At 61.0% G+C, this 26,822-nt stretch carries 17 protein-coding genes; 4 read left to right on the forward strand and 13 right to left on the reverse strand.

Going from position 1 to position 26,822, the window contains the following annotated elements; all coding sequences use genetic code 11:
• Positions 1–3: 3 nt before the first annotated feature.
• Genes ACX80Q_RS08510 through ACX80Q_RS08520 form a run of 3 tightly spaced genes read right to left on the reverse strand, consistent with a single transcriptional unit; the run spans position 4 to position 4,196 of the window.
• A complete protein-coding gene (locus ACX80Q_RS08510; RefSeq protein ID WP_459330095.1) occupies positions 4–1,416 on the reverse strand; it encodes a glycerophosphodiester phosphodiesterase in 1,413 nt (470 codons plus the stop codon).
• Positions 1,413–2,714 carry a hypothetical protein gene (locus tag ACX80Q_RS08515; protein ID WP_459330096.1) on the reverse strand — a complete coding sequence of 434 codons (1,302 nt, stop codon included), beginning with the start codon at positions 2,712–2,714 and terminating at the stop codon, positions 1,413–1,415. The genes ACX80Q_RS08510 and ACX80Q_RS08515 overlap by 4 nt, the downstream gene beginning before the upstream one ends.
• 12 nt (positions 2,715–2,726) lie before the next feature.
• Positions 2,727–4,196: a tyrosine-protein kinase domain-containing protein gene (locus ACX80Q_RS08520; RefSeq protein WP_459330097.1), complete on the reverse strand. Its 1,470-nt coding sequence runs from the start codon at positions 4,194–4,196 to the stop codon at positions 2,727–2,729.
• Between the two features lie 340 nt (positions 4,197–4,536).
• Here ACX80Q_RS08520 and ACX80Q_RS08525 point away from each other — a divergent pair, with 340 nt between their 5' ends.
• The 3 genes from ACX80Q_RS08525 (at position 4,537) to ACX80Q_RS08535 (ending at position 9,439) form a co-directional block, all read left to right on the forward strand.
• Positions 4,537–6,048 carry a lipopolysaccharide biosynthesis protein gene (locus ACX80Q_RS08525; RefSeq protein ID WP_459330098.1) on the forward strand — a complete coding sequence of 504 codons (1,512 nt, stop codon included), beginning with the start codon at positions 4,537–4,539 and terminating at the stop codon, positions 6,046–6,048.
• Between the two features lie 27 nt (positions 6,049–6,075).
• Positions 6,076–7,014, forward strand: coding sequence for a glycosyltransferase family 2 protein (locus ACX80Q_RS08530; protein WP_459330099.1), 939 nt, complete (start codon positions 6,076–6,078; stop codon positions 7,012–7,014).
• Between the two features lie 331 nt (positions 7,015–7,345).
• Positions 7,346–9,439, forward strand: coding sequence for a hypothetical protein (locus tag ACX80Q_RS08535; protein ID WP_459330100.1), 2,094 nt, complete (start codon positions 7,346–7,348; stop codon positions 9,437–9,439).
• A 78-nt stretch (positions 9,440–9,517) separates the two neighbouring features.
• On the opposite strand, the gene ACX80Q_RS08540 is transcribed toward ACX80Q_RS08535, so the two are convergent.
• The 4 genes from ACX80Q_RS08540 to ACX80Q_RS08555 form a co-directional block, all read right to left on the reverse strand.
• On the reverse strand, positions 9,518–12,133 hold the full coding sequence (locus ACX80Q_RS08540; RefSeq protein WP_459330101.1) for a PKD domain-containing protein: 2,616 nt from the start codon (positions 12,131–12,133) through the stop codon (positions 9,518–9,520).
• A 119-nt stretch (positions 12,134–12,252) separates the two neighbouring features.
• Complete coding sequence (locus ACX80Q_RS08545; RefSeq protein ID WP_459330102.1) at positions 12,253–13,050, reverse strand: hypothetical protein; 798 nt, start codon at positions 13,048–13,050, stop codon at positions 12,253–12,255.
• 238 nt (positions 13,051–13,288) lie between these two features.
• Entirely contained in the window at positions 13,289–17,821 is a 4,533-nt protein-coding gene (locus ACX80Q_RS08550) for a PKD domain-containing protein (protein ID WP_459330103.1), read from the reverse strand.
• On the reverse strand, positions 17,818–18,588 hold the full coding sequence (locus ACX80Q_RS08555) for a hypothetical protein (RefSeq protein ID WP_459330104.1): 771 nt from the start codon (positions 18,586–18,588) through the stop codon (positions 17,818–17,820). Before ACX80Q_RS08555 ends, ACX80Q_RS08550 begins: the two co-directional genes overlap by 4 nt.
• Positions 18,589–19,093: 505 nt before the next feature.
• Here ACX80Q_RS08555 and ACX80Q_RS08560 point away from each other — a divergent pair.
• Positions 19,094–20,281: a glycosyltransferase family 4 protein gene (locus ACX80Q_RS08560; RefSeq protein ID WP_459330105.1), complete on the forward strand. Its 1,188-nt coding sequence runs from the start codon at positions 19,094–19,096 to the stop codon at positions 20,279–20,281.
• A 25-nt stretch (positions 20,282–20,306) separates the two neighbouring features.
• Here the strand turns inward: ACX80Q_RS08560 and ACX80Q_RS08565 are convergent, their stop codons facing one another.
• The 6 genes from ACX80Q_RS08565 to ACX80Q_RS08590 are packed head-to-tail and all read right to left on the reverse strand — an operon-like array spanning position 20,307 to position 26,479.
• Positions 20,307–21,185, reverse strand: a complete 879-nt coding sequence (locus tag ACX80Q_RS08565; protein WP_459330106.1) for a hypothetical protein — start codon at positions 21,183–21,185, stop codon at positions 20,307–20,309.
• Positions 21,186–21,211: 26 nt separating this feature from the next.
• Positions 21,212–22,339 (reverse strand): Gfo/Idh/MocA family protein, encoded by a 1,128-nt coding sequence (locus tag ACX80Q_RS08570; RefSeq protein ID WP_459330107.1) that lies wholly within the window; start codon positions 22,337–22,339, stop codon positions 21,212–21,214.
• Positions 22,340–22,394: 55 nt separating this feature from the next.
• Complete coding sequence (locus tag ACX80Q_RS08575; protein ID WP_459330108.1) at positions 22,395–23,177, reverse strand: CDP-alcohol phosphatidyltransferase family protein; 783 nt, start codon at positions 23,175–23,177, stop codon at positions 22,395–22,397.
• Positions 23,174–24,385: a DUF1972 domain-containing protein gene (locus ACX80Q_RS08580; protein ID WP_459330109.1), complete on the reverse strand. Its 1,212-nt coding sequence runs from the start codon at positions 24,383–24,385 to the stop codon at positions 23,174–23,176. The genes ACX80Q_RS08575 and ACX80Q_RS08580 overlap by 4 nt, the downstream gene beginning before the upstream one ends.
• 53 nt (positions 24,386–24,438) lie before the next feature.
• A complete protein-coding gene (locus tag ACX80Q_RS08585) occupies positions 24,439–24,897 on the reverse strand; it encodes an adenylyltransferase/cytidyltransferase family protein (RefSeq protein WP_459330110.1) in 459 nt (152 codons plus the stop codon).
• A gap of 10 nt (positions 24,898–24,907) precedes the next feature.
• The gene (locus tag ACX80Q_RS08590) at positions 24,908–26,479 is read right to left on the reverse strand and encodes a sugar transferase (RefSeq protein WP_459330111.1); all 1,572 of its coding nucleotides are present in this window, start codon (positions 26,477–26,479) and stop codon (positions 24,908–24,910) included.
• Between the last annotated feature and the right edge of the window lie 343 nt (positions 26,480–26,822).

The raw sequence follows: 26,822 nt of genomic DNA on the forward strand, positions 1-26,822 counted from the left end.
TGGCTAGTCTTCTCTGACAGAGACGCTCCGGAACTGCGTGGCGGGCCCGTCGTCGTAGTTCCTGCAGAGGGAAAAATAGCCGCCCCGGTACTTGGTGTCCTGTGCCGTGAGCAGCCACCCTGTGGCATCATCGCGCTCTACTCTCAACTCCGTGTCGCTGACCTGGATCCGGAACCGCATCCAATTTCCGGCTTTGGGCGGGTCAGTTTGCACCTGCCTGATCAGTTTGCCGGAAACCTGACCGGCAGGTCTGGAGAAGAGTTCCAGTGATCCGCTGCCGCGCAGGATCATGTGATATCCGCTCACCTTACTGGGTTCGCGTACCAGGTAGACCGAATCATTCGCCAGGCCGAAAGCAACTCCCGCGTGCTCAAAGTCAGCCGGCACCTTGTCCGGCCAGGCCATATGGAAACTGATGGTGTAGTTGCGTGGCTGGATGGGACACAACGATCCCATGCTGTAGCTGGACTTTTCCTTTTGTTCCATGCGCACCGATGCGGCACCCGGGATGAGGAGCGGCTGCCCACTCCAGGTCAGGGCGGACGGCAGGTCCCCGGCTGCCCGGAGCCCCGTGGAGAATTGGTCCAGTTTGCTCTGTGGCCCATCCGAGGTGACGTAGGGGAAATTGGAGCACATCATGCCCTGAACGCCCCAAGAAACCATGGTGTCCCGGAGCGATCGGGTGTGGATTTCCCAGCATATGACGGGTTTTCCGGTGGCCACCAGTTCTTGAACAATGTCCCTCGGTGCCGTGTGGTAGATACCCAGATAGTCAAAATCTCCCGCAAATTCGGCTATTTTCTCGAAGTCCTCCGGTGCAAAATATCCCCAGCTGGTGTACCCCTTCGCCTTGAGTACGTTGAACCGTCTGGACGGGGCGGGTTGTTTCCAAATGAAATGCTCCGTCGGGTTGGGGTAGGTTTCCATCAAGGCAAGCAGGGCATCGGTATTGGTTCCCTGCTTGTCCTCGAGGAAGATGACCCGGTGGGCGGCATGCTCATCAAGAACGTCCTTGAGCCGCGGAATGGGCAGCAAACTGCTGTGCGGCCCCAGCCACTGCCGGGCATTGTTGTTCAAGGTTTCCAGCTCTGCAAAACTGCTGGTGGCAATGTCCAGATCCACGCCCGTCATCCGCAAGGTGCTGAGGTCGTGGTGGCACAGCAGCACCCCATCACTGCTTGCCTGGACAGATACCTCAATGGCCTTCGCTCCAGCTTCCACCGCTCGGTGGTAGGCGGATTGGGTGTGTTCTGGCCAGTTGTCGCCTGAGCCGCGGTGGGCAATATAGAACGGCGTGGTGGCAAACAAGTCCCGGATGGTGTAATCGGGCGGGGGTTTTTCGGGGACGCAGGCGCTCAGGGCAAGCAGAGCAGTGCCTAGGACGAGAAACTGTCGGCGGCTTACTGCTGGGGTCATTTCAAGCTTCGCCCTGGTTGATAGTCTTCGGCTAGTTCACCAACACCCATGCCACGGCTGCCTGGTGCCGACCGTGCGTCGGTGGCCAGCACAATCAAGGCCAAGATGGTCCAGACAATGATCCCCGCCACCGACCGAGTGGCCAGTGAACTGTACGTTTGCGGGATGGCCACGGCCAGGATGCCGGCAAGCACCAGCCCTCCCCCGATCTTGGCCACCGCTCCGCGCAGCACAATGAAAATCATGGTGCCAAAGTACATGAGGGCAAAGAGCACGCCAACATCGATTGAGTACATCAGGATGGAGCTTTCCAGGCTGGTGCCCAGGCCAGCGGTCTGCCCCACCTGGTAGCTGGATGTCATCCCCTGCCCGGTGAGGACAAACTGTGGCCACGTATCCAGGAAGAATCTGGTGGCTGCCTCCCGTGCCTGGCCCGATCCCGTGTCATCGACAAACCGGCCCAAAACGCCCGCAGCAAGCGGCGAATCGTAAAAGAGGTAGCCGGCCCCAATCAGCACTGACAGCATGAAGGCCTTGGCCAAGAATTTCGCCGTGGACCGCATCACCACCAACAGCGCCACCGCAAGGAAGATGAGAATTCCTACGCGTGACTGCGTGGTGAGGACGGCCGTGGCAAACAGTGCCAGGAGCGGAAGCTGGATGGCTAGCCGCCGGATTCCGGCCAACAGGGCACCCACCGTGCACAGGGCGAAGGATAGCGCCAGTGGCTGATCAAAAGTCCCCATCCACCGCGACTGTTCCGGGGTGAACCAATACTGCGTTTCAAAACCCTTTTCATAGAACAGCACGCTGTGGGTGCTCCATTGAATGATGGCAATGATGCTCACAATGGCAGCCAGGGTTAGCAGCACGGCCCTAATTTTGCCCACCAACGCCGGATCACCCGGGCCCATGGAAACGATCAGGATGAACAGCATGACAGGTGCCATGACCTGGTCCACCAACACCACCAAACCGCCGCCACCGCCCTCACGCGTAGCGAGCACACCGGCCGCGAACACCACGGCCAGTATGAGGAACAGGAAAATGTCCTTGGAGATGACCTTGAATACTGTCTCGGAATAGAACATGAACTGGACCAGGAGCGTCAGAAAAATGAGCCACGTGCCTGCGTGAAGGGACAACGGCCCCGCGCTTTGGCCTGTGATGAGGGGACTGCCCACGGTGGGGACCAGGAACATCAACGCAAGCGCCGCCACGACCAGGATGAATGGTTTGCGGCGCAAGCCGAAGGCGGCTGCCCCGCACAGACCAATCCATAATCCTAGTTGCAGCACGGCAACCGACTCCTAAATTTTGGTTCCTGATGTGCGCCGTTTCGAATCGGGGTTGGCATGGGCGGGCGTGGTTGGCGGCTTCGGCCCGCGTGGTGCCTGTTCGCCGGACCCCGGCTGTACATCCTGGCTCCGGTCATCGGAAGGCCCCTTGTCCACCAGGACCTGGTGGCCTTGCGAACGCTTGATGGGCTGGGCGTTCAATACTGTGCCCAGAACCTCCGCACTCACGGATCCCAGGGAGTGCAGTGCCGCCTCCAGCAAGGCGGGGGTGGTCTTGCCATGCCGCGCCACCACTATGGTGCCGTCGGCCGCCGCCGCCACCAGGGACGCGTCCGTCCAGGTGGACAACGCGGCTGTGTCAACCACGACGACGTCGTAGAGCCCCCGCAGCTTTTCCATCAGCTCCGAGATGCCACCGCTCAACAATTCCGCCGGACGGTCCGTGTGCCTGCCGGCCACCAGAATGTCAAGGCTGTGGTTGGCTGTTTTTTGGATGGCATCGCCCACTGCGCAGGATCCCGACAGGACTTCTGTGAGGCCGGGTTCTGAATTCAGTCCCAGATTCGCCGCCACCTCTGGCATCCTCAAATTCGCTTCCACCAAAAGCACCCGCCGGTTCGTCTCGGAAACGGCCTTGGCCAGAATCAGGGCCGTGGTTGTGGTGCCATCACCCGATTGCGACGCCGTGACGGCCAGTAGGTGCAGTTCTTGGGACCGGGGGTGGAATTGGATGCTGGTTCGCAGCCGTCTGGCCGCCTCATCCAACACGGAATTGGCGCGCGGGACCATCATGGAGGCGGCGTCCTTGGCCACTTTGTCCCGGGGCATGGTGGCCAGCACCGGCAATGACATTCCCTCGCTAAGCTGCTCTTCCCTACGGATGGTCTTGTCTCCACGTTGCAGGGCAATGGCGATCCCGATGCCAACCCCCAGTCCCAGAAGAATGCCCAGGCCAAGGTTCAAGGTCTTGCGTGGTTCCACGGGAGTTGGCGAGAGCGTGGGGCCGGAGACCACATTGAGGACAGTTTCAGTATCCGAGGTTTTGGATCTGCCCTCGAGTTCGTTGACCAGGGTGCCAAAGTGGGTGGCAACAGCCGTGGCCATGGCCAGGGACCTGTCCGGGTCCACGTTGTTCACCTCAACTTTGAGCAACAACGTGGTGGGGTCGCCAAAGGCGCTAATACTGCTCGCAGCCTGCGCCTTCGTGACGCCGTCGCCCGTGGCGGAGACAATCTGTTCCAGGAATCGGTCACTGGTCACCAGGCTGGCGTAGGAGGTGATGCGCCCTCGCACCAAATTGTCAGCCTCCAAAGCGGAGAGCCGATCGGCTGTGGGTGCAACCACAAAGAACCCCACCGAACTCTGGTACACGGGCGCGGTGACGGCAATGGAACCCAAGGCGATGGCTATGCCAGCTACCAGGGTGATGGCCACAATCCACCACCGTCGGGCCAGAGCACGGACAAATTCTGAAAGCTCCACAGCGTCACATCGCTTTCGACTTCCGAAGCCACCCAGCTCTGGTGGTGATTGCACCGGCGAAGAAATCTTTGGATCGCCTGAGCGCGTAGCCTCCGTTTCATCCCCATTCTTACATACCGAGTCAACAATAAACCTGTTTATTTCCTGGCAAAGATTGGGACAGGATTTTAGGCTGCCCAGCACCAAAGTATGGGCAGGTGGACTACTCTACAAATACCTGTGAAATTCTTTTATTGGAACGGCACGGAAAGGGGATGCGCATGCGCCACCGCCACGGTAGATCCTCCTTTGCTGGCAAAAACCGTCATCCCGGTGTGGGGCGTAGCCGTGGTGCGCTGATGTGAGCGTGGATCGCAAGGGCACAGCGTCTGGCGAGGAGCAGAGTCTGGCCTCGCAACCACGCTTTGAAGGCGCCACCGCCGTGCAGGGCGTCCGCTGGAGTCTGCTTGCCGTCCTGTCGCGGCAAGGCCTGCAAATACTCAGCGCCTTGGTGCTGGCCCGAATTTTGGGCCCCAGCAGCTACGGTGTTATCAGTGCCGCCAGCATCTATGTCACCTTTGTTTCCCTGCTCCTTGATCAGGGACTATCCTCAGCCCTGATACAACGCCCAACACTAACCAGAGCCATGCCGGGGGCCGCAACCACGCTGAACGTGACCATGTCGTTGGCTTTAGCGGCCGCCACCTGGTTCTTAGCTCCGGTCCTTTCTGACTTCTTTCATGCCCCGGAGCTGGCCCCCGTGTTGCTCTTGCTGGGTTTGGGCCTGCCCTTGAAGGCACTGGCCATCACTCCGCGGTCCATGCTCACCCGGGAACTTCGATTCGTGGGCGTAGCCTGGGCGGACATTGTGGGGGCAGCCTGCGGGGCCGTGGCCGGAATTGTGGCAGCACTCTGGGGGGCAAGCTATTTCGCCATAGTTTTCCAGGTTGTGGCAACTGACTTGTTGACGGCCATCATTGTGCTGGCGGCCGCTCGTGGGCCACTGCCCAATTTTCATTTCAAGAGCCTGGGCCCACTGCTGTCATTTAGCGCGCATGTGCTGGCAACCAATTTTCTTGCGTATTTCTCAAGAAATATCGACAACATTTTGGTTGGCCGGTATTTGGGCCTAACCTCACTGTCCCTTTATGGCATGGCCTACCGAATACTGGTGGTGCCTGTTCAGCTGCTCGGGCAAACGGTGAACCGGGTCATGTTCCCGGCATTTTCCCGCATGGCGCAGGACCGCGCTTTGGTGGCAGAAAACCTGCTGAAATCCACACGAATCCTAGCGTTCGCCGTCATTCCCGTCATGAGCGCTGTTGCAGTGGCCGCCCCTGAATTGGTCCACGTGGTTTTGGGCGATCAATGGCTGCCGGCAGCTCCCTTGATCACGGTCCTCGCCATTGGCGGTGCGCGCGAGACCATCTTCTACATCACCCCCACGCTGATGAAAGGCATGGGGCACGCGAAAATGAACTTTCTGTATGAGATCCTCGCGGGTTTGGTACAGGTGGGCGGCATAGTGATTGGTCTTCAGTTTGGCATTTTAGGTGTGGCCCTGGGACTGACTACCGCTGGTTTCCTTTTGGCCCCCGTACTATTCATCATTCAGCGAAAGATGTGCGGGATTCGGATCCGCTCTCAACTACGCGCACTATTGCCTGCCCTGCACGCGAGCCTGTGGGGGGTTTTGGCCTACTTCGCGGTGTCATTGCTTCCGCTCCAGGATCCCTTGATCATTTTGCTTGGCTTCCTTGCCTTTGCCGCCGTGGCCACGGCCGTGTTCCTCTTGTTCCACCGCACAGCCACCCGATGGGTGCTGTCCCAGTTGCACGTATTAATAAGGAAACCAAAAGCCAACAGCAATTAGCACTTTCATATTCTTCAGGAGGCCGCAGTGGACAGCATCAACAGCATGAAGGTCGTCATAGCCGTCTTGACCTATAAGCGCCCCGAGGATATTGGTGTTGCCCTGCCCCGGCTCCTGGAGCAGGCCCGGGCGAGCACTGCGGATTGTTCGGTGCTGGTGATTGACAACGATCCCGAAGGCAGCGCCCGGTCCATGGTGGAATCATTCAACGCCCCGAACCTCCACTACGCCCATGAGACCCAGCCGGGCATTGCCGCCGCCCGCAACCGTGCCCTGAGTGAATCCGCTGGCCATGACGTCCTGGTTTTCATCGACGACGACGAGGTGCCGGTGGAGGACTGGCTCAAGTTTTTGCTGGGGCAATACCTGCCAACCCGGCCCGCCGCCGTGGCCGGCCCCGTCATCTCCGAATATGAGCGAGAGCCCTCCGCCTGGATTGCCGCAGGCGAATTCTTCAAGCGGCGGCGCATGGCCTCGGGGACTCCCCTGACAGTTGCGGCCACTAACAATTTGCTCTTGGACTTGCATCAGATCCGTGCTCTGGGGCTGGTCTTCGACGAGCGGTTCGGCCTCAGCGGCGGCTCCGACACCTTGTTCACCCGGCAGCTGGTCAAAAGTGGAGCCCGGATGGAGTGGTGTGATGAGGCAATAGTCATCGACAGGGTGCCCGTGAGTCGCCTGTCCAAGGACTGGGTGCTGAGGCGATCCTTGCGCAGCGGAAACTCCTGGAGCCGGGTGGCCTTGGAACTCGCCACGGGCCCCAAAGAACAACTGGTGGCACGGACTGTCCTTTCCGCCCGTGGCGGCCTGCGACTGGCCGGCGGTCTTGGCAGGTACTCACTGGGTGTTCTCACACAGGCCCCCAATCACCGTGCCAAGGGTTTGCGAACAACAGCCCGGGGCGCTGGTATGCTTTCCGGCGCGTTCGGCTATGTGTACAGCGAGTACCGACGAAAGCCCCAGTGAGGTCCAATATCTTCCCGTAAGTCCACTCGAACATGCGCAAATCTGATTGACTTGCGTCACATGCGGACCATTATTGCGTCATGAGCTTGCTCAATAATCACGATTCGATTACATTTTAAAAATGCCCGCCGGGGTCGAAGTGCTCTGGCGATGATTCCTCTATGGACTCGACTTGTAGGGACTATGAGGATTAAAGCCGCAGAACCATTGCGCAAAAATCGTCTAATTCTTGGCCAGTGCCCCCGCGCCTGGCTCCTGTCCGTGTGCTCATCGCCATCTTCGTGCCCGGACTCTCTAATATCGGCGAGAATCAGTGAACACAACTCCCCCCATGCCCCGTAACTTTTCAAAAACCAAGCAGCGCGCAGCCACCATTGCGATCGGCTCCCTGCTCTTGACCGCAGCAGCGGCAGGCGTAGGCGGCTCCGCAGCCAGCGCAGCGCCGTCGTCCCAGATCACCAGCACCCCGGGCTCCTACAAGCCGGCCCCGGCAACAACGGGCGTTCCGGCTGGGACCAAGCTGACACCGTACAACACCAGCGGCGCAGACTTGATCATCACCAAGGACAACACTGTACTGAGCGGCTTGATGATCTATGGGGACATCAAGGTACGCGCAAAGAATGTTGTCATCAAGGACAGCTACCTGCGCGGCGGCAAGAGCAAACCAGCCTCGAACACCGGAATTGTCGACGCCAATGACGCGAAGGTAGTCAATCTTGTTGTCTCCGGCAACACCATTGCCCCTGACGCTCCGTCGACCACCCGTGACGGCATTGTTGGCCACGACTACAAGGCCACCAACAACCACATCTACGGCACCAATGACGGTCTGGGCATCTTCAACAAGCCCGGCGGCTCACTCAACGCCAATGTCACCGCCACCGGCAACTACATTCACTCGCTGACGCAGTTCGTCAACGACACCACCCAGCCCCGCGCCACCGGAAACGACGGCATTCAGGTTCAGGGCGGCACCAACATCAACATCACCGGCAACACGATTGTTGCCTCCGTACTGCAGCGCGGCCCCGGCATCACCACCGGCACCCCCTCCTACGGAAACTCCGGCATCACCTTGCAGCAAAACGTCTCAAAACTTGCCAACGTTGTAGTTGCCAAGAACTGGGTTGACAACGGCAAGGCCAGCATCAACATTGACCACACGGCCAACAAGTTCCCCAGCGTTGCCGCCACCGTGAAGGACAACTTCCTGGGCCGCAACCAGTTCGACTACGGCAACGGCTCCAAGTACGTCATTCGCATCAAGAGCCAGAAGGCCAGCACCATCACGGGCCTCTCTACCAACAAGTGGGCTGACAACAGCACCCTGCTGGCCGTGGGCCGAGATTCAGGCATCCGCTTTGACGACGTTGCCTCCTCAAACGTGGTTCCCCCGGTAGCTCCCACACCGACGCCGACGCCCACACCCACCCCCACGCCGTCGCCCACTCCTACACCGACGCCGACGCCGACGCCTCCGGTTGTGGCCCCCACGCCTCCTCCCGTGACTCAGCCCAGCACGGGCAAGCCCAATGCCAGCAACACGGGTGTTCCGGCCGGCCTGAAGCTCACTCCGTACAACACCAGCGGGGCAGATCTGATCATCGACAAGGACAATACGGTTCTTGACGGTTTGATGATCTACGGTGACATCAAGGTTCGCGCGAAGAACGTTGTCATCAAGAACAGCTACCTGCGCGGTGGCAAGTACATTCCCAAGAGCAACACGGGAATCATTGACGCCAATAACGTGGCAGTTGTGAACCTGGTGGTGGAAAACAACACGATCACTCCGGACCAGGCGTCCTACTACCGTGACGGCATTGTTGGCCACGACTACACGGCAACACGCAACCACATCTACCACACGAACGACGGGCTGGGCATTTTCAACAAGCCCGGTGGTTCCGTGAAGGCGAATGTCACAGCGTCAGGCAACTACATTCACTCCTTGACGTTCTGGAGCAATGACCCCGCGCACTCCGACGGAACGCACAATGACGGTGTCCAGATTCAGGGTGGCGAAAACATCCACCTGTTTGGCAACACGGTTGTGTCAAACATTGTTCTGGGTGCGGGCAGTGCCCCGAGCTCCCGCGGCGACCACGGTGGCATTGGCATCATGATCCAGCAGAACGTAGCCAAGCTGGCCAACGTGGTCATTGAAAAGAACTGGGTGGACGACGGCCAGACCAGCATCAACATTGACCACACCGCGAAGAACTACTCCAACATCACGGTGACGGTGCGCAACAACTACCTGGGCCGCAACCAGCTGGACTTTGGCAACGGCTCCAAGTACCCGATCCGCATCATCAGCCAGTCCGCCAGCACCGTTCCCGGCCTGACCACCAATGTGTGGGAAGACTCCGGAGTCAACCTGGCAGTGGGACGCGATCTCGGTATTCGCTACAACAGCTAGTAACACGCCTTCCTAGTTCTGGCCTTGCCCACGCCTTGCGTGCGGGCAGGGCCAGAGCTCTTTAAGCGGCTCCGCACATCATGGGGTGCTGACGCTCAAGCTGTCCACCCCCACCACCAGCGGGGCATTGTTGGCCCCGCCGGAAATGTAGGTCACGATCCCCACTCCGCCCCCGGATTGCAGCGCCGAGGAGTTGTCCGTGGATTGGAGCGCCCATGCTCCCGGTTCCGCCGCGCCCGCAACCCACGCCTTGGCCCGGACGGTGGTGGGCGATGTCCCGGTGACCTCAATCCGGATCTGGAGTTTGGTATTGGCCGTGTACACAATCCCGGCCAGCACCACCTGGCCCAGCGTGGTTTCGGTGGAACCCACCACCCTGGTGGTGGACAGGGTGACCTGCCCGCCGGCGTCGAACCTCAGCTTGGCCCGGTACTCCCCCGCCCCACTGATGCTGCGTCCCGCCAGTGACGTGTACACCGGCCCGCCGGATGCGGCCTTGTTCAGGGACACCACTGCGGTGGAGTTCGCGCTGGTGAGCGAAACGCCGCGCAGGTAGGCCGAGGGGCCAGATCCTGCCGAGAGCAGCTTCCACTGCCCGGCCCCGGAGGCTACCGCAAAGTATTGCGGCCCACCGTTCAGTGTCCAGCTGCCGCCCAGATCGGCGCTGCCCAGGCCCGAACTGAGGGTCCGGTTGAAGTCGTCGCTGATCACCACCCCACCCACGGGAGGCGTGGTGGAGACTTGAACGGTCCTGCTGGTGGTGGCGGTGGCCCCTGAATTGTCGGTGACTGTCAGCGTCACCTGATACGTGCCGGCTTGGGCGTACGTGTGGGTAGTCTGCTGCCCCGTGCCGGTGGTGGAGTCGCCAAAGTTCCACGCGTAGCTGCTGATGTTCCCATCCGGATCGGAGGAGGCTGAGGCATTGACGGAGATCTGCAGGGCGTTGTTGGTGACGTTGAACGCCGCAGTGGGTGGCGAATTCCCGGTCCCGCCCACAGGGACGTTGACATTGACGGTGGCCGTGTTCACAGTATTCCCGAAGGGGTCGCTGGTGATGATGCGGTAGCTGTGGTTTCCTGCCGAGAGCCCGCTGTCCGTGAAGTTCAGGGTGGGCAATTGCCAGAACGTGGAAATCTGGTTGACCTGATACACCGGGGATCCGGTGTTTCCATCCCTGATCACGGAATAGCTGAGGTTGGTGTTGTCGCGATCCCAGTAGGTCTGCCACGTGACCCTTGCCCTCCCCGGACTGACGTAGCTGGCCGTGGGCACCACAGTGTTCCGGGGACCCTGTTTGTTGGGGGCGATGCTGCTGACAGCAAACCTGACCAGGCCTTGCTGGGCCGTGCCATTGACGTTCCTGAACTCGCCGGCCAACGCCACGTAATCGTCATTGCCGGTGACCGTCCACGGTCCCTGGCTCTGTCCGGTGTAGCTTCCGGCGTCCAGGTCCGGGTACCAGTTCAACAACGACGGCGATGCCACTCCCGTGAAGCTGGGGTAGCCTTGCGTGTCCTTGGTCATGACACCCGTGGCGCCATTACTGAACGCCAGAGCCCGGTGGTAGCTGCGCGGGGTGGTCTCGGGGAAGCCGCCAATGTTGAGGCAGTAGTGTGCGTGGCCCACCATGTACACCGCGGTGGGTGAGGCCCAGGCACCATAGCTGTCGCCATGACAGTCCTGCACCCACCGGATCTTCCCGTCGGACCAGTTGGCAGAGAAGCCGCCCTCCAGGTTTCCACCGGTTCCGTAAATGTAGCCGGTCCCGTAGAAGTTGTTGCCGTCACTGGAGAGCGACAGTATGGCCGATTGCGGCCCGGCGTCGCGCACCACATTGTTCGCATCCAAGGGCAACGTGGCACCGGTGACGGCATCCACCCTGCCCAGCCCGTAGCCGGGCCTGTTGGAGCCGTTGAGCTCCGTGAAGACGCCGCCAATCACCACTTGGTCGGCATTGGGCGAGAGCACCATGGCGTTGACCCGCTGGTTGGCGCTGGGAGCCCAGGGCAGCAGAACGCCGTCGGATGCCCGGACGGCCGCGAGCCGGTTCCTCGTCACTGACCCAACGTTGGGGAACAGCCCGCCCATATAGACGGTGGAGTTGCTGACCGTGATGGCCCGCACCGATGCGCCCATCCGCGGCAGGAAAGATGTGATCACAGCGCCCGTGGTCGGATTCAGCGCAGCGACACGCCACACCTGGGTTCCGCTGATGGAGGTGAAATCACCGCCAACATAAAGCCTGGAACCGTCAGGGGATGCCGTAATGGAGTACGCCTGGGCGTTCAGGCTCGGGGCGAAGGAGGTGATGAGCGCACCGGTGCTCAGATTGTAGGCGAGCAGGTTATTTCTGGTGACCGTCTGGGTGTTCGGCGCCGCCCCCGACGGCCGTGCCGTGCTAAAGCTGCCAGCGGCGTAGACCGTGTTGCCAATGATGGTCTGGTTCCAGACCACCCCGTTGATCTGGACAGTGGGCAAAACATCCGCCGAAACGGTGACGGGTGTTTTGGGGTCATTGGGATTGGGCGGGGCCGTATCGGCAGTTGCTGCCCCCGCACCGGCCACCATGGTGGAGGCAATCAACGCAGCACTGGCCAAAACAGCCATGACTCCGCGGATCCGTTGCCTGGATTTGACTCCCGCGCGCCGCAGCGGCGTCATGGCAGTCTGGCGAATGGTTCGTAATGGTGTCATAGCTGCATCTCCTACTCGTGGGCCACGGGGTGGCTGCCAAATGACTGGCTTTGAGACCCAAACGCGACTAAAGGAGACCGGCTTGGTCGCACACTGAGGTGTTTCTGGGGCGAGGCAATCTACCTCGCCAGCTGTTCTGTGGTGGCAACATTCAAGGCCTTGATGTCTCCTTCCGAGTAGATCTGCGCAATACACGCATTATTTCCACCGTTGGCAACGTTGGCGTTGTTCAAGCAGGTGGCCTGCGTGCCAACAATCATGGGGAAATGACGCGCCACTGATCTGATTTGGCGGATGTTCACGCCAAGTTGCAGGGCCGTCCAGTGCAACCAAATGTCGTCGGCCTTGGGACAGCTGCTCTGAAACGATGTGCCTCGCCTGGCAAGTTCATTGAGCATCACCGCGGGGTAGATGACCCCTGAGACGCCGAGCGCAAAATTGCCCGGCTGGGCCGTGGTGTCCCGCACCACGGGCCACTCGGCGTAGGGGTCCAGGCGGCCGGAGCTGGTGGTCATGCGCTTGGCCCAATGGCAGTTGATCTCCCCCGGGTGCATACGGTGGGCGGTGTAGAGGCTGGCCAACCAATGCCGGGGATACATGATGTCGTCGTCGGCTGTCACCAACGGAAGTTCGTGGCGGGGAAGGGACATGGCATAGCCAAAGTACTTTCCGTGCGGGCCCACGTTCCGGGCCCGGCAAATCTCCAAGCCCCGGCGTTGCAGGCGCCGCAACGCCTTAGGCAACCCGCCGGGGGGTACGTGGTAGTCGTCGTCGAGCCAGAGAATCAGGCGGGCCGGTTTGGCACTGCCGGCGGCGATGGACTCGATGGCCAAGGCCACTGACTGCACACGGTCGCCATAGCTTGTCAGGGAAACGGCCACGGGGGTCTCCCCCACCACGGCACTGCGAGCCAGCACGTTTCGCATCCGCAGCTGCCCGGCTGTAGCTAGGCTGCGGGCTTTTTTAAGCTTTTTTCGCCACCGACTGGCCAAGGTTCGCACCGGCCGCCCCAATGATTCTGCTGTCATGGCTGGCAGTGACACCTCGATTCCGTAGCTTGTGGTCCTGGGCAGCTGCCAGGCTGCCCAGGACCGAGTGAGCAAAAAACAACTGCTGCCCTTGCGGGGACCGTGGGGTCCCCGCAAGGGTTCCCTGCTAGGGGATTTGGTTCACCAGCAGCCCATCAAACTTCACGGAAACCGGGAAGTTCGTTGACGATCCCGACATGTAGGTAAACAGTCCCACTGCTCCGGGCACCTGCAACGCCGCCGTGGTGTCCGTACCGGTGGCTTGCCAGGTGGCGGGTTCGGTTGTTGCTGTCCTCCACAACTTCGCTTGGATGGTGGTGGTGCCTGTGCCAAACACCTGCAGCCGAAGCGACATCTCCTGGTTGTTCACCAACTTGAAGCCGGTGATGTTGACGGTCCTCAGGGTGGTCTCAACACCGCCAACAATGCGGGTTGTGTACAGCGTCAGGGTGCCGTCGGCTGCAACTTTCACCTTGGCCCGGTAGTCACCGGCACCGGAGACCGAACGTCCCAGAAGGTAAACGTACGATCCACCGCCGTTGGCGATCTTGTCGAAGGAGAACCGAACCACGGAGTCCGCACTGCTGGAGGACACGGAGTTCAAGTAAGCCCCAGGACCCGCACCGGCCTTGGTCAGCGATATTCCGGCTTGATCGCCGGACACTGAGTACAGGGAAGCGGTGCCACTGAGGGTCCAGGCTCCGCCAACATCGGCCGAACCCAACCCGCCCGTGACAGTCCTGCCAAAGTCATCCTGTGCCAAGACTCCCGCCGGTGCTGCCACGGGCGTGACATCCTGCGTCACACTCGCGGTGCCGCCGGAGTTGTCGGTGACTGTCAAGACCACCTGGTAAGTTCCGGCTGCGGCGTAGCTGTGGTTCAGGGTTGCCCCTGTCCCGTGCGCCGTCCCGTCGCCGAAGTCCCAATCGTAGGAAGCAACGGTGCCGTCACTGTCCGAGGAGGAGGAACCATCCAGTGAAACCTGCAGGAAATTCACCGAAGAGGTGAACGCCGCCACAGGGTTCACGTTGGGCGGCGACACCGTGACGGGGTGCGTCACGCTGTCTGTGCCACCGGAGTTGTCAGTGACAGTCAAGGTCACCTGATAGGTGCCGCCAGCAGCGTACGTGTGACTGTTGTTTGCGACGGAGCTGTGAGGCGAGCCATCACCAAAGTCCCAGTCGTAGGCGACTATGGTGCCGTCGCTGTCCGTTGACGTGGAGTCCAGCGTTGCAGTCAAATCAACCACCGAAGGGGTAAACGCTGCCACCGGCACCACGTTGGGAGCCGGTGCCACCGTGACGGGGTGCGTCACAGTGCCGGTGCCGCCTGCGTTGTCAGTGACAGTCAGGACCACCTGGTAGGTTCCGCCCGCTGCGTAGATGTGATCCAGGGTTGCCCCCGAACCGTGTGCCGTCCCGTCACCAAAGTCCCAATCGTAGGAAGCAACTGTGCCGTCACTGTCCGTGGAGGTGGAACCGTCCAGTGATGCCTTCAGCGCGGCCGTCGACGACGTGAACGCCGCCACCGGAACCACATTTGCCGGCGCACCGGTGCTACCCAGTGCGTAGTGGTTGGCAACCGTGGCTGCTGATATTGCCGTGGGGTAGACAGCCACCTCATCGATGGAGCCAGCAAAGTACGGCTGCGGGCCCCACGTGGTGTCACTGCCAACACGCCAGTATCCGTTGTAGTTCTGCGCCGCTGTTTGCGGGTTGGACGCCACCTGGGCGCCATCAACGTACAGCTTCATGCCGTCGGCGCCTTGTGTTGCCACCATGTGGTGCCATTGGCCGTTGTTGTAGGAGTTCACGGAGGTGGCCAGGTTGGTCACCCCCGTGTAGGTGCCAAACGTCAGGCGCCCGTTGGTCTCCATGTATACGTGCCTGTCGTAGCTACTGGACAGGGTTGCAGTCCTGGAGCTTCCGAATCCGATCAGCTTTCCGCCAGTTGTTGTGGTGGTCTTGAACCACAGCTCCTCCGAGTAGGTGGTGGGGTTGGAGAACTGATCGTTGCTGGAGAGCAGCCCCGTGCTGGTCCCGTTGAAGGTGACAGCGGTATTGCTGACCCCGTTCAGCGCTCCCGCGGCTCCCTTGCTGACACCGGTGAAGTAGGTGCCGAGCCGAGAGGATGCGCCCGAATCGGCCGCCGTGGTGCCAGCAGCTTCGCCCACCCGCCAGTACAGCAGCGGGTCGCTGTCATACACGGCCTTGCCATAGGCATCGGCCGGGATGTTCAACGTCCGTCCCGAGAGCAGGTAGTGGCTTTGCAGCTGTGCCCGGCTCAGGGTGGTGTTGTACACGGCCACCTCGTCGATGGAGCCGGCGAAGTACGTGTTGCGCGGCCTATTGGTCCAGCCGCTGAGGTTGTCCCCGCCAACACGCCAGTAGCCGTTGTACACCTGGCCAGTGGTCACGCTTGGCCTCGTGGCAACCTGCACGCCGTCAACCCAGAGGCTCATGCCGCCAGCGCCCAGGCTGGCAACAATGTGATGCCATTGGCCGTTGTTGTAGCTCCCTGGCGAGTTCACTGTCTGAACGCTGCCGTTGTACACACCGAAGTAGATGCGCCCGGAGTTGTCCATGTACACGTGCCTGTCGTAGCTCGTGGAGAGCCCGCTGGCGGCGTTGCCATAACCGAGGATCTTCCCGCCACGGGTTGTGGTGGTGTTGATCCACATCTCGGCGCTGAAGGTGTCAGGAGCAGGCAGTGCCGACTGTGTGGCGGCGATGCCGTTGGTGGTGGCATCGAAGGTGCTGGCCGTGTTGGGGTCATTGGCCAATGCCCCCGCTGCTCCGCGGGTAACACCGGTTCCCACAATCAGGTCATCCCACCCAGCCCAGTCCAGGGATGAGGTGGACCCTGCGGCTTCGCCCAGGCGCCAGTAATTCTTGGCCCCATCAGCTATCACCTTGTCGCCGTAGGCGCTTGCCGTGGCCGCATCAGCCACTGTCACGTAGATCGTTTCCGATCTGACCTCGTTATTGAAGGGGTCGGTGACAAAGAGTCTGTACCGGTACTCCTGCCCCGGCACCAGCCCCGTGTCCACGTATCCCATGGTGGGCCGGTTCCAGAAGGTGGATGACTGCGTCACGGTGTAGATGGGTGCGGGAATGATCCCGTCCCGGATGACCCTGTATGTCAGGCGCTCGTTGTCACGGTCCCAGTTGGCCTGCCAGCCAATGCGCACGGTGCCCGGCGAAAGTGAAACCACCGAGGGGTTGATGCGTGAACCCGAGAGTCGCGGGCCTTGCGTATTGGGTGCTATCTCCTTCTTGGCAAAACGCACCAAACCTTGTTGGGGGGCATTGTTGACGTTCAGGAACTCTCCGGCCAGGACCACATAGCTGCTGTTTCCAGTCACTGTCCACGGCCCTTGGCTCTGCCCTGAAGCTGTTCCCGTGTCCATATCCGGGTACCAGTTCAGCAGCGACGGGCGAGGATTGCCGGCGTAGTTGAAGTAGCCGTACGGGTCCGGGGTAATGGTGCCCGTCACCGCCTTGGTGAAGGCCAGCCCGCGGTGGAAGCCCCACGGATCGGTTTGCGGGAACCCGCCAATATTTCCGCAGTAGTGGGCGTGGCCCACAGCGTAGACAGCCTTTTCATCGGGATAGACGTCGTACGTGTCACCGTGGCAGTCCTGCACCCACTTGATGGCGCCGTCGTTCCAGTTGGCTGAGAAGACACCTTCAAGGTTTCCGCCGGAGCCAAACACAAACCCGGAGCCGTACACTTGGTCTCCGTCGGCAGCCAAACTGACGATGGCCGCATTGGGTCCGGCGTCACGCACCAGTGCCGAGTTGGCGGCAAAGGGCATCAGCGCCCCTGTCACTGCGTCAACCGCCCCCAGGCCATAGCCGGGGTTGGAGGAGCCGTTGAGGGTGGTGAATTGTCCACCCACCACCACCTTGGTCTTGTCCGGGGACAGCACCATGGCGTTGACCCGTCCACCCACCGCCTGTGGCGCCCAGCCCAGCAGTGACCCGTCAACGGCACTGAAGGCGGCCAGTTGATCGCGGGCCACAGCACCAACGGCCTTAAACAGGCCACCCATGTAGACGGTGGTGTCAGTGGCAATAATTGAATAGACGGTTGATCCTGGTTTGGGCAGGAAGCTTGTAATGAGGGCGCCAGTGGTGGCATTGAGGGCCGCGACCCGCCACACGGTGGCACCGTTGACGGCGGTGAACTGCCCGCCAACATAGATTCGGGTTCCGTCAGGGGAGGCGGCAATGGCCGTGGCCTGTGCGTTCAAACTTGGAGCAAAAGTGGTGATGAGGTTACCGGTTCGGATGTCGTAGGCCAGAATGTTGTTGCGCACCACTGTGTTGGCGCCAGCTGCTGACCCTGCCGGACGTGCCGTGGTGAAGGCGCCCACCACATAGACGGTGTTGCCCACCACCAGTTGGCGCCAAGCGACGCCATTGATCTGGACGGTGGGGAGGGAGTCTGCGGAGACGGTTTCCGGCGTGGCCGGATTGTTGGGGTCCACGGGGGCGGTGTCAGCAACTGCCGATACCGCGCCAAGGACTCCCAAGGACATGACAAGGCTTGCACCCAAGAGGGTGGCCACGGTTTGCCGGCCGAGCGCACGAATGCGGTGTCGCATTCCTGCTGGGCCGAACAGGCTACCTGAGACCGTGTATTCCCGTTTTTTCATGGCGTTCCTTTACTAACTGACACAGCACCTTCAAAGGCTGCGATGGGTGAGGAAGCATTCAAGCTGGTGAGGATGCGCACCTGTTGGCGTTGGTCCAATGGCACGTTAAAGACAAAGGTGGCTGTGGCGGTTTGTTTGTTCGCAATGACGGCAGGGAAGGCTACCGTGCCCGGTCCGCTCAACTGGACGGCAGGACTCTTGTCCTTGCCAAACTCCACCGTCACGGCAATGTTGTTGCCCGGGACGTCTTGGCCGGAATTGTTGACAACCACCACAGTGAACTGAATGGAAGGTCCGGCAATCTCCCCGACACCCTGGGCAACTCCGTCCACTGCGGCGATGTTGCTGACTTTCACGTCCAGCCCGGGCTCCACGGTGACGACCTTATCGAGGGGCACCGGCGCTGCAATGGGCTGGGCCACGGCGGCCAGGGCTGCCTCCTTGGTGACCTCCGCGGGAGATTTGCTGGGGATCACTGCAGCCGGCGTCTTTGCCGGCTCCGGCGCCCCCGACTGTGCCGGTGGACTGGGCGACGGCGGTGCGCTGGGGTTGGCGGCTGCCGAACCGGATGCGCTTGTGCTGGGTGTGGCTTGTTGCGACTGTGTGCCCGCCAGTCCCACGTCGTTGCCTGCTGGCGTGCCGCCGAGGGCCGCCGCAATGGCCCAGGCAGCTAGGGCGAGCGCACCTACCAGCACAACCACCATGATCTTCTTGGTCCAGCGGCGGTTCTCTTCCACCACGGCCGGCCCTGGTTGTTGATTTGTCATTTTTCCTCTTTGGGGAGCCGGGTTTGCGTTGCGGTGACCTGCGTTGCAGCGGCCCGCGCAGGCGAGATCCGGCTACCCGGGGGCCCCTTTCGCGTGGCGAATTGCACCCGGCTACCCGATTCCAAGATCCATGTACTACCCATGGTGTGAGACCACCCTTGATAATTGGCTTCCACTGCGCCTGACGTAGCTGGCGTCTTGACTTTGACTCTAGGTTTCTCCACGGGCGAGCGCCCGAGTGGTCTCTACTTCACTTCCGAAACAAGAAATTGAGTATTCTGTGCGTATGTACTCGATTGGTCCGCGATCTTGGGCGAATGTGAGCCGTTTACTACTTGCTTCGGCTACTGCCAATACTCGGTTCTTGGTGAATTCCTCGAGTGGAGTTTCGTTTTACCGCGGTATTGAAGGCTTCCCAGCATGCTTGTCCTCGCCTAGACTGGCGAACAATGCGCGGGGCTCAGGATCAGTTGGGCCCCTGAAAACTGACTGATGGAGGTTGCCCATGGTCCGGCCTGCCACGTCTCCGCCCGCCAAAGACACGCCCGCCCACGCCATGGTGGTAGTCGCCGCCCACCCGAACCCTGAAATGTATGGGGCGGACCGGGTGTTCCTCGAGACCGTGGCAGGACTGGTGGCCCAGGGCCACCAGGTGGTGGCAACGCTGCCCGAAGAGGGCCCGCTGTGGGCCGAGCTGGTCCAGCGGGGCGCCCAGGTAATCTTGTGCCCCACTCCTGTGTTGCGCAAATCTTCACGTACGCCACTGGGGCTTCTGCGCCTTGCCGCGGAATCCCTGCGTGATCTGATCACGGGGATGGTGTTTTTGCGCCGGATCCGACCCGACGCCGTATATGTCAGCACCGTGACCATACCCCTGTGGCTGCTGCTCGCGCGGCTGTCCCGAATTCCCGTTCTGGCGCATGTGCATGAAGCCGAAAAATCTGTCGCACGACTGTCCAAGCTGGCTTTGGCTGCCCCGCTGCTGATGGCGAACTCGATCGTGGCCAACAGCCGCTTCAGCGCCGATGTCCTCACAGGCACGATTCCGCGCTTGGGGCCCAAAATTTCTGTTGTGTACAACGGGGTGCCCGGCCCCTTGACCATGGCTCAGGCCCGAGTGGGAGCGGAGCCCCCTGTCCAGGTGCTGTATGTTGGCCGGCTGTCGAACCGAAAGGGTGTTGACACCCTCATTGCGGCCATGAAACAAGTGAAGGACCGCAATATTGCGGCCCGTTTGGACATTGTGGGGGCCGTATACCCGGGCTATGAATGGTATGAAACGCAGCTTCGGGACCAAACCCTGGCCCTGGGCCTGGCGGACTCGGTGACCTTTCACGGCTTCTGCCCGGACGTGTGGCCGTTCCTGGAACGCACGGACATCTCAGTGGTTCCCTCGCGCATTGACGAGCCGTTTGGCAATACGGCCGTGGAGGCCATCATGGCAGGCCGTCCCTTGGTGGTCAGCAATTCGGCCGGGTTGCGGGAAGCTGCCGGTGGCTACCTGTCCCCCCAGTATGTGGCAGTGGATAACCCCGGGGAGATAGCTGATGCTATTGAGAGAATCGGCAAGGATTGGGGCCGGTTTCGCGAGGATGCCGCGGCCGACGCCGCAACAGCCGCGGACCGCCACAGCCCCAGCACTTACCAAGACCACATGGTGCAGGCCCTGGCACAGCTAGTATGCCGCCGCTAGTTTAGGCCCGGCTGGTTGGGTCCCGCTAGTTGGGCACGGCCGCCAGTGTCCGGATTTCCTCAGCCAAACGAACCGTTGCTTCTATGTGGGATTTGGACGATGCGCCGAAGACGATGGCTTCGATGGACTCATGGCCCAAGACCCATTCGAGGGCTTCCCGGGGCGCAATGGCACCAGAAGCCAGCACGGACATGGCCACGGGCCGGAACTTGCGGTGTGCCAGGACGTCCTCGTAGCCTTCAATGCCGCCTGACATCCGGAACCCCAATTTGTTGATGTTGGAGCAGACAATGGGATTCTCGATCCCTTGTTCCTCCAACGCGTCCAGAAGCATGGGCAGGTTCATGGTGATGAATCCCGGCTCCGCCCCGTACTTGCTGCGAACATGGTCGGCAAAGATTTTGAATGCCTCGTTGAAGCCCAAACCAAGGAGCAGGTCCACCACCACGTTCTGCAGGAAAACAACTGGGGTTGACAGTCCGTGGAACATTTTCATTTCAGCATCGATCAATAAGGTGATGATGCCCTCCACATCCTTGCGGGCCATGGATCTCCCGCCCACCAGGGCCGCATTGAGCAGTCCGGTGTCCGGCAGGAATTTCTTCAGGGCCCCCATCATCCCGGATTCGGTGACGGCGTTAGCGTACTTGTGCGCGTACGGCATGCAGGGATAGAAGACGAAGCCCCGGTACCGTTCCGGATGGCTGCGCACATGATCGCAAACCTCCTCAATCCGGTCATGGGTGGTGCACATGAAGGTGCGCAGCCCGGCGTCGTAGGCGCTGTCCAGCACGGCAATCACCTCATCGATTGACTGAAATTTCAGGGCCTGTGCCCGCGCCTTCTCCTCGGACATGTGGTTGACGCCAAAGAATTGGTTGTCGCCAAATAGCAGTTTGTCCATCGTGCTCTCCTCATGATCCAAGTACGTCAGCTGCCCAGCAGCTTGCTCAGGGAGGCAAGGCGCCGCCATGAGAACTTCGGGTTGGCCGCGAGCGGCGAGAGCGCTGCCAGCTGTTCGCTGGGAGCCGGCTTGGTGGCGGCATCCCTGATGAGCATGTCAATGACTTTGTCAGCCTCGGTGGCACTGGCGAACGAATTTTGGTGGCTGGCAGGATTGTCCTCCCCCTCGCTGACGCTGCCAATGAAGTAATCCAGCTCGGAGCTGTACTCCTCCCCCCGCAGGTAAAACCAGGTGGGTTGCGTCAGCTCGGTGGTGTAGCGGACATTCCAGCCCTGCACGTAGCCCTCAGGCACGATTGCCGTATCACGCAGATACACTTGGCATTCTTGGCGGTCCACCGTGATCCGCCCGGCCTCCCCCCAGAGGGTGACCTTGGTGGTCATCTTGCGGTACGACTCATCCGACCAGTCCACCGACAGCTGGGCCGACCGACCGTCGGCGTAGTTCAGCGTGCCGTAGACCTCATCCTCGGTCTGGGCTGAGAAGACGCTACCGAAGATGGTGCCGCTGACACCGGAAGGCGTGCCCATGTACCAGTTCACCAGATCGATGGTGTGGGCCGCATAGTCATACAAGCAGCCTCCCCCGGTTTCCCTGCGGTTACGCCAGGTGCCGCCCTTAGGGGCCAGCACCACAGGACCGTATGATTCGGCGAGCGCGTGCGACACCTTGCCGATGGCGCCGGCGTCCAAGAGCCGCTTGACCTCCGTGAAAGCACCCACAAAACGGTTGTGATAGCCCACCTGGGTCACCACGCCGTGTTGTGCTGCAAGCTCAGCTAGATGCGTGGACTCGGCCAGGCTGAGGGTGAGCGGCTTTTCACAAAAAACGTTCAGCCCCTGTTTGATGGCCTTCTCGGCCATGGGAAAGTGTGTGGCGGTGGGCGTTGCAATGACCACAGTCTCCGCCCCCGATTGGGCCAACATGGTGTCATAGTCGGTGAACGTTTTTATGCCGGTATATTTTTCCAGGACATCCAGAACGTATTTGACGGAATCGCACACGCCAACAAGTTCAACGTTGGGGTGTGCCCGCAACATCGACAGGTGGGACAGCCCCATTTTGCCTACACCAACTACGGCTACCTTTGTCATTTTCACTCCTTGTGCTTGGTCGGCAGGGGCTTGGTCGGCCTGGTTGCCAAGAAATTTAGGGTTGTTGGGCCGGAGGCGATGTTCTCAATTCCCGAAACCACTTCACCAGGGCCAGAACGGTAAAGCCGGCCGTGGCCACCACGGTGAGCAGGTACAGGCCCATGAACAGTGGCACGGCACCCAGGAACAGGAACGTCAGGCAGAGCACACCGTAGTCCATGGGCAAGACCATGACGGACCGCGCCCAGGACGCTGGCCCGTGGACACCCTGGACCTGAGGCAGTTTGGTGCCCAAAGACCTGCGCAGCTGCTCGGTGAGGATCATGGCGAAGAAGAGGACGGGGCCCACGATGGCCGAGAACAGCGGCACCAGCAGCCACGGGACGGGAACCGCCTCAAAGCGGAAGAGCCCCACGGCAAGAAACACAGGCATGGCGGAGATCTTCACGGCGTCGGCAATGTGGTCAAGCCACTCCCCTGACGGGCTTCCGCCTCCCGTCAGCCGGGCAAGCTGCCCGTCTGCTGAATCAAAGGCGTAACCTGTGATCAGCAAAAAACCCACCACCACTCCCAACCACGGGCTGGGCGGAAACATCACCAGCAGGGCAATGCCTGAGTAGGTGAACAGGGCACTGATCACCGTCACCATGTTGGGGCTCAGCCCTGCCTTGTACGCCGCGGCGGCCAGGACCCTGCCCAACCTGCGGTTAATGAACCGCGAATAGGCGGGGGCGTGGACACCGGCACCCTTTTGAGCTTGCTGCAGGCGACGGTAGGCGGCGGTGAAGGAATCCTTGTCCGCGCGCACGGTGGTTGCCCGCTTGGCCGCGGTGGTCACGACGCACCAATCTTCTTCAGGTCGCCAAAGGACGGCGCCTGGTCCGGCGCGCGGCGGCGGCTCTTGAACAGCGCCCTGCTGGATTCACCGGCCACAATGCGCCGGCACATGGCCTCATATCCTAGGGCGATGTCATCCCAGTCGTAGTGGCGGGCCCGGACCACGGAGGCGGCACCCCGCGCATTCACACCCCCAATATTCGCTTCGGCCCCCTCGGCGAGCGCGGGTATGTCAGCGGCCGAGCCAAAGTACTGCCCCGCCTCCCCCAGCACCTCGCGATTGAACCGCACATCAAAGGCGTTCGTTGCGGCGCCGGCACCCATGGCCCGTAGCAGGCTGGGGTTGGTTCCACCCACCGAGTGGCCGTGCCAGTAGACAAAGGCATTGGCGTACAGCTCGTCGAGAAGGTCCTGGTCCCAGACCCCGCCAACGAACTTGACCCGCTCATCGCCCATGGCATGGAGAGTGGCTGTGTACTCCTCCGCGTAGGGATGCGAGCCCACCACTATGAGCGGCAGTTTGGCGTTGCTTTGGGTGTACCCTTCCACGATCACGTGGACATGGTTTTCCGGGAGGAAGCGCGCCACCACCAGATGGTATCCCCGGGGCGTCAGGCCCATCCCGGAGATTCGCGAGCTTCCACTCTCCTCAAGGATCGGGGCACCGTACGCCAGCAGGGTGGTCGCAACGTCAAATTCTTCGGTGTAATAGTCTTGGATGCCCTCGGCGTCGGCGATGAGTGCATCGGAGAGCCGGACAGCAAGTGACTCGGCGGCCCGGTAGTACTTGCGCCCAAGGTTTCCCCACCGGGCCCGCTGCCATTCAAGGCCGTCCACGTGGGTGGCCACGGGGATGCGGGCCGCCTTGAGCACCGGTAGCCACGGCGAATTTGCGGCGTTGAAGACGATGGCGGCATCCACACGGTGGGTGAGGATGTGCCCCACTGACTTCCCGGAGTGGACAAGAGTTTCTAAGGACTTCTTGCGTGGGGCCGAGTAGTGCACCAGCTCCATGCCCAAATAGTGGGTGGGGCCGGGTTGTTCGGACTTGGCCGTGCGGCAATACACCACCACTTCGTGGCCCATGGCGGCGAGGCGTTGACCTACCTCTTCGACGCACGTTTCAAAGCCGCCATACCTGGCCGGAACCCCCCGGGTTCCCACCAGAGCAATTCTCATGGTGCCGCTGGCAACTGGACTTGATTTCATGTGAGACCTCCCCCGAAGGATGATGGTTGCAGTACCGATTTCTGTGTAGCTGGCTAGAATGAGCGGCGGGCCCGCCCCGATTCGAGATATTCGCTGTCAATGAGTTCTAAGGTCTTTCGCAGCACGGTGCTGGAGGTGTGCACCGTGTAGGGGAAGTAGATGACATCCACACCCACGGCGGCAAAGTCCCGTTCAAGGGCGCGCCCCTGCGGAGTTCCCTTCCAGTCATCTCCCTTGAAGAAAATGTCGAACGGGGTCTGGTGCCAGGTTTGCAGCCTGTCTGGCAGGACTTCCGCAATGGCCTGGTCCACAAAGGAAATGTTGGAGACAATTTCAAGCCGCTCGGCCAGGGGGATAACTGGTGGCCGGCCCTTGTTCTCGACCAGAAGCTCATCCGAAACCACACCTGCGATCAGAAAGTCGCACTGTGAGCGGGCCTGACGCAGGAGGTTGAGGTGGCCAACGTGAAAGAGGTCGAAGGCACCGGCGGCATAGCCAATCTTGATACTCATGCTAGCTCCCTTAATATGCACCACTAGGTTTGACGACGGCCTTGAACGTCCGCCACAAAATAATGAAATCTCCTGTCAGAGACCAGTTCTCCACGTAGTACAAATCCAGCCGGACTGCCTCATCCCAGACCAGGTTTGACCTGCCGCTCACCTGCCACAGGCCTGTGATTCCGGGCTTGATGAGCAGCCTGCGGTGGGTGGGCTTCTCATAGTTCTCCACTTCCGATTTCAGCGGCGGCCGTGGCCCCACCAGGCTCATGTCACCCATCAGTACGTTCCAGAACTGTGGGAGTTCATCCAGGGAGTACTTGCGCATCCACCGGCCACAGCTGGTGACGCGGGGATCGTTGGGCATCTTGAACAACACCCCGGCACCCTGATTCTGCGTGGCGAGTTCGGAAAGCTGGGCCTCTGCGTCCGTCACCATGGAGCGGAACTTGGCCATTTTGAAGGGCTCACCGTTGCGACCCACCCGATCCTGAAAGAACAGCACCGGCCCCTTGCTGTCGAGCCTGACAATCAGCGCAAGTACCAGCAGGAGCGGGAGGATGAGGATCAGGGTACAAGCGCTCACCGCCACGTCCATGGCCCGCTTGACCATGTGCCGCCCACCGGAATATTGGGGCAGTTCCACGTGCATGAGCGGCAACCCTTCCACGGGGCGAAAATGAATGCGGGGCCCGGCCACATTGGTCAGGTTCGAGGCCAGGACCAGTTCGGTGGACATGTCCTCCAACCGCCACCCGAGTTCACGGATGGCGCTGGGCCCACCCGGCAGCGGTCCGGCCACGATCACCGTCTGCGCACCCGTGATGGCAATCACGCGGCCAATGTCAGCCATGGTGGACATGACGGGGATCTTGTGCCACGGCGGTCGCAGCTCCGTACCTTCAGTCAATGACGTCAGCGCCACACCCACCACCTTGTAGCCGGCGGAAAGGTTGTTCTTGAGTTGGGCAATGACGTAACCGACGTCGTCGGCCGCCCCAAGAATGACAACGTCACTGAGGCACCTACCGGCCTGGCGTTCCCGCGCCAACCAGCGGCGCCACCCCCACCGTGTGCTCAGCAGCAATAGCGCCCCCAGCGGAAAGGCGAGGGCGAAGAAGCCGCGCACAATTTCCACATTCAGGGCCACCATCATGATGGCCAGGGCACCAAACACCCGCAATGTTGAGTGGAGCACCCGCTTGTATTCGGTGGCACCAATGCCCACCACGCCTGTCTCGCGGGTGCGGCAAAATTCCAAATCCAGGGTCCAGAGCAACAGCAGCAGCAGTCCTGACACAAGATAGTTGCCCTGCTCACCGGCGCGGCCAGAGTTTGCAACGCCCATACCAAACCACACCAGGTATGAAATGGCTATGACGGCGGTGATGGTGATGGAGTCGGTGATCCGCAGCTTCCACCTATAGGATCCTGACCAGGATTCATGCGCACCACCTGCAGTACCGCTGCGGTCCACGGGCAACGCGTCCCAGACGGCGTGTTTTGGGCCCTTGCTGCGCGAGGTGAAGGGACCGGATGCGGTGCCGCTGACAAGTCGCTTGCCGAAGGGGGCATGAATTCTGGGGGACGTCATGAGGTTCTCCCTTGTTCGCTGCAAATGCTCAAGTAGGGAGCCGACGACGGCTGGGGGAAAGCCTTGGTCTCAGAAGGCTTTTCCGCCGCCGGCTCCGAATGTGGAGTCCACCTAGGGTTCATGGACAGTGATTGCTTGGGCAATTGGCATTGGAGAGCTGCGCGATTAGAACAAAACATGTGAGACCTTCTCGGATTGCAGTCCGCTGTGATGTTCTAAGTAAAGAAGAAACGCGGCCCAAGAACACCAGTGGCGACTACTCGAATCATTGGCCCGTGCACGCGCTTTAGCTACGCGTTGTACTCATAAAGTAGGCGGTCTCTACTCGATTCGCGGCCCAAGT

This window comes from Arthrobacter sp. HLT1-20 (assembly GCF_054510895.1).

Excerpts from the sequence above, each read along its gene's own strand:
- ACX80Q_RS08590 (WP_459330111.1), bottom strand. The coding sequence starts at position 26,479 with ATGACGTCCCCCAGAATTCATGCCCCCTTCGGCAAGCGACTTGTCAGC.
- ACX80Q_RS08565 (WP_459330106.1), bottom strand. The coding sequence starts at position 21,185 with ATGGACAAACTGCTATTTGGCGACAACCAATTCTTTGGCGTCAACCAC.
- ACX80Q_RS08560 (WP_459330105.1), top strand. The coding sequence starts at position 19,094 with ATGGTCCGGCCTGCCACGTCTCCGCCCGCCAAAGACACGCCCGCCCAC.
- ACX80Q_RS08510 (WP_459330095.1), bottom strand. The coding sequence starts at position 1,416 with ATGACCCCAGCAGTAAGCCGCCGACAGTTTCTCGTCCTAGGCACTGCT.
- ACX80Q_RS08550 (WP_459330103.1), bottom strand. The coding sequence starts at position 17,821 with ATGAAAAAACGGGAATACACGGTCTCAGGTAGCCTGTTCGGCCCAGCA.
- ACX80Q_RS08570 (WP_459330107.1), bottom strand. The coding sequence starts at position 22,339 with ATGACAAAGGTAGCCGTAGTTGGTGTAGGCAAAATGGGGCTGTCCCAC.
- ACX80Q_RS08535 (WP_459330100.1), top strand. The coding sequence starts at position 7,346 with ATGCCCCGTAACTTTTCAAAAACCAAGCAGCGCGCAGCCACCATTGCG.
- ACX80Q_RS08540 (WP_459330101.1), bottom strand. The coding sequence starts at position 12,133 with ATGACACCATTACGAACCATTCGCCAGACTGCCATGACGCCGCTGCGG.
- ACX80Q_RS08555 (WP_459330104.1), bottom strand. The coding sequence starts at position 18,588 with ATGACAAATCAACAACCAGGGCCGGCCGTGGTGGAAGAGAACCGCCGC.
- ACX80Q_RS08580 (WP_459330109.1), bottom strand. The coding sequence starts at position 24,385 with ATGAAATCAAGTCCAGTTGCCAGCGGCACCATGAGAATTGCTCTGGTG.
- ACX80Q_RS08585 (WP_459330110.1), bottom strand. The coding sequence starts at position 24,897 with ATGAGTATCAAGATTGGCTATGCCGCCGGTGCCTTCGACCTCTTTCAC.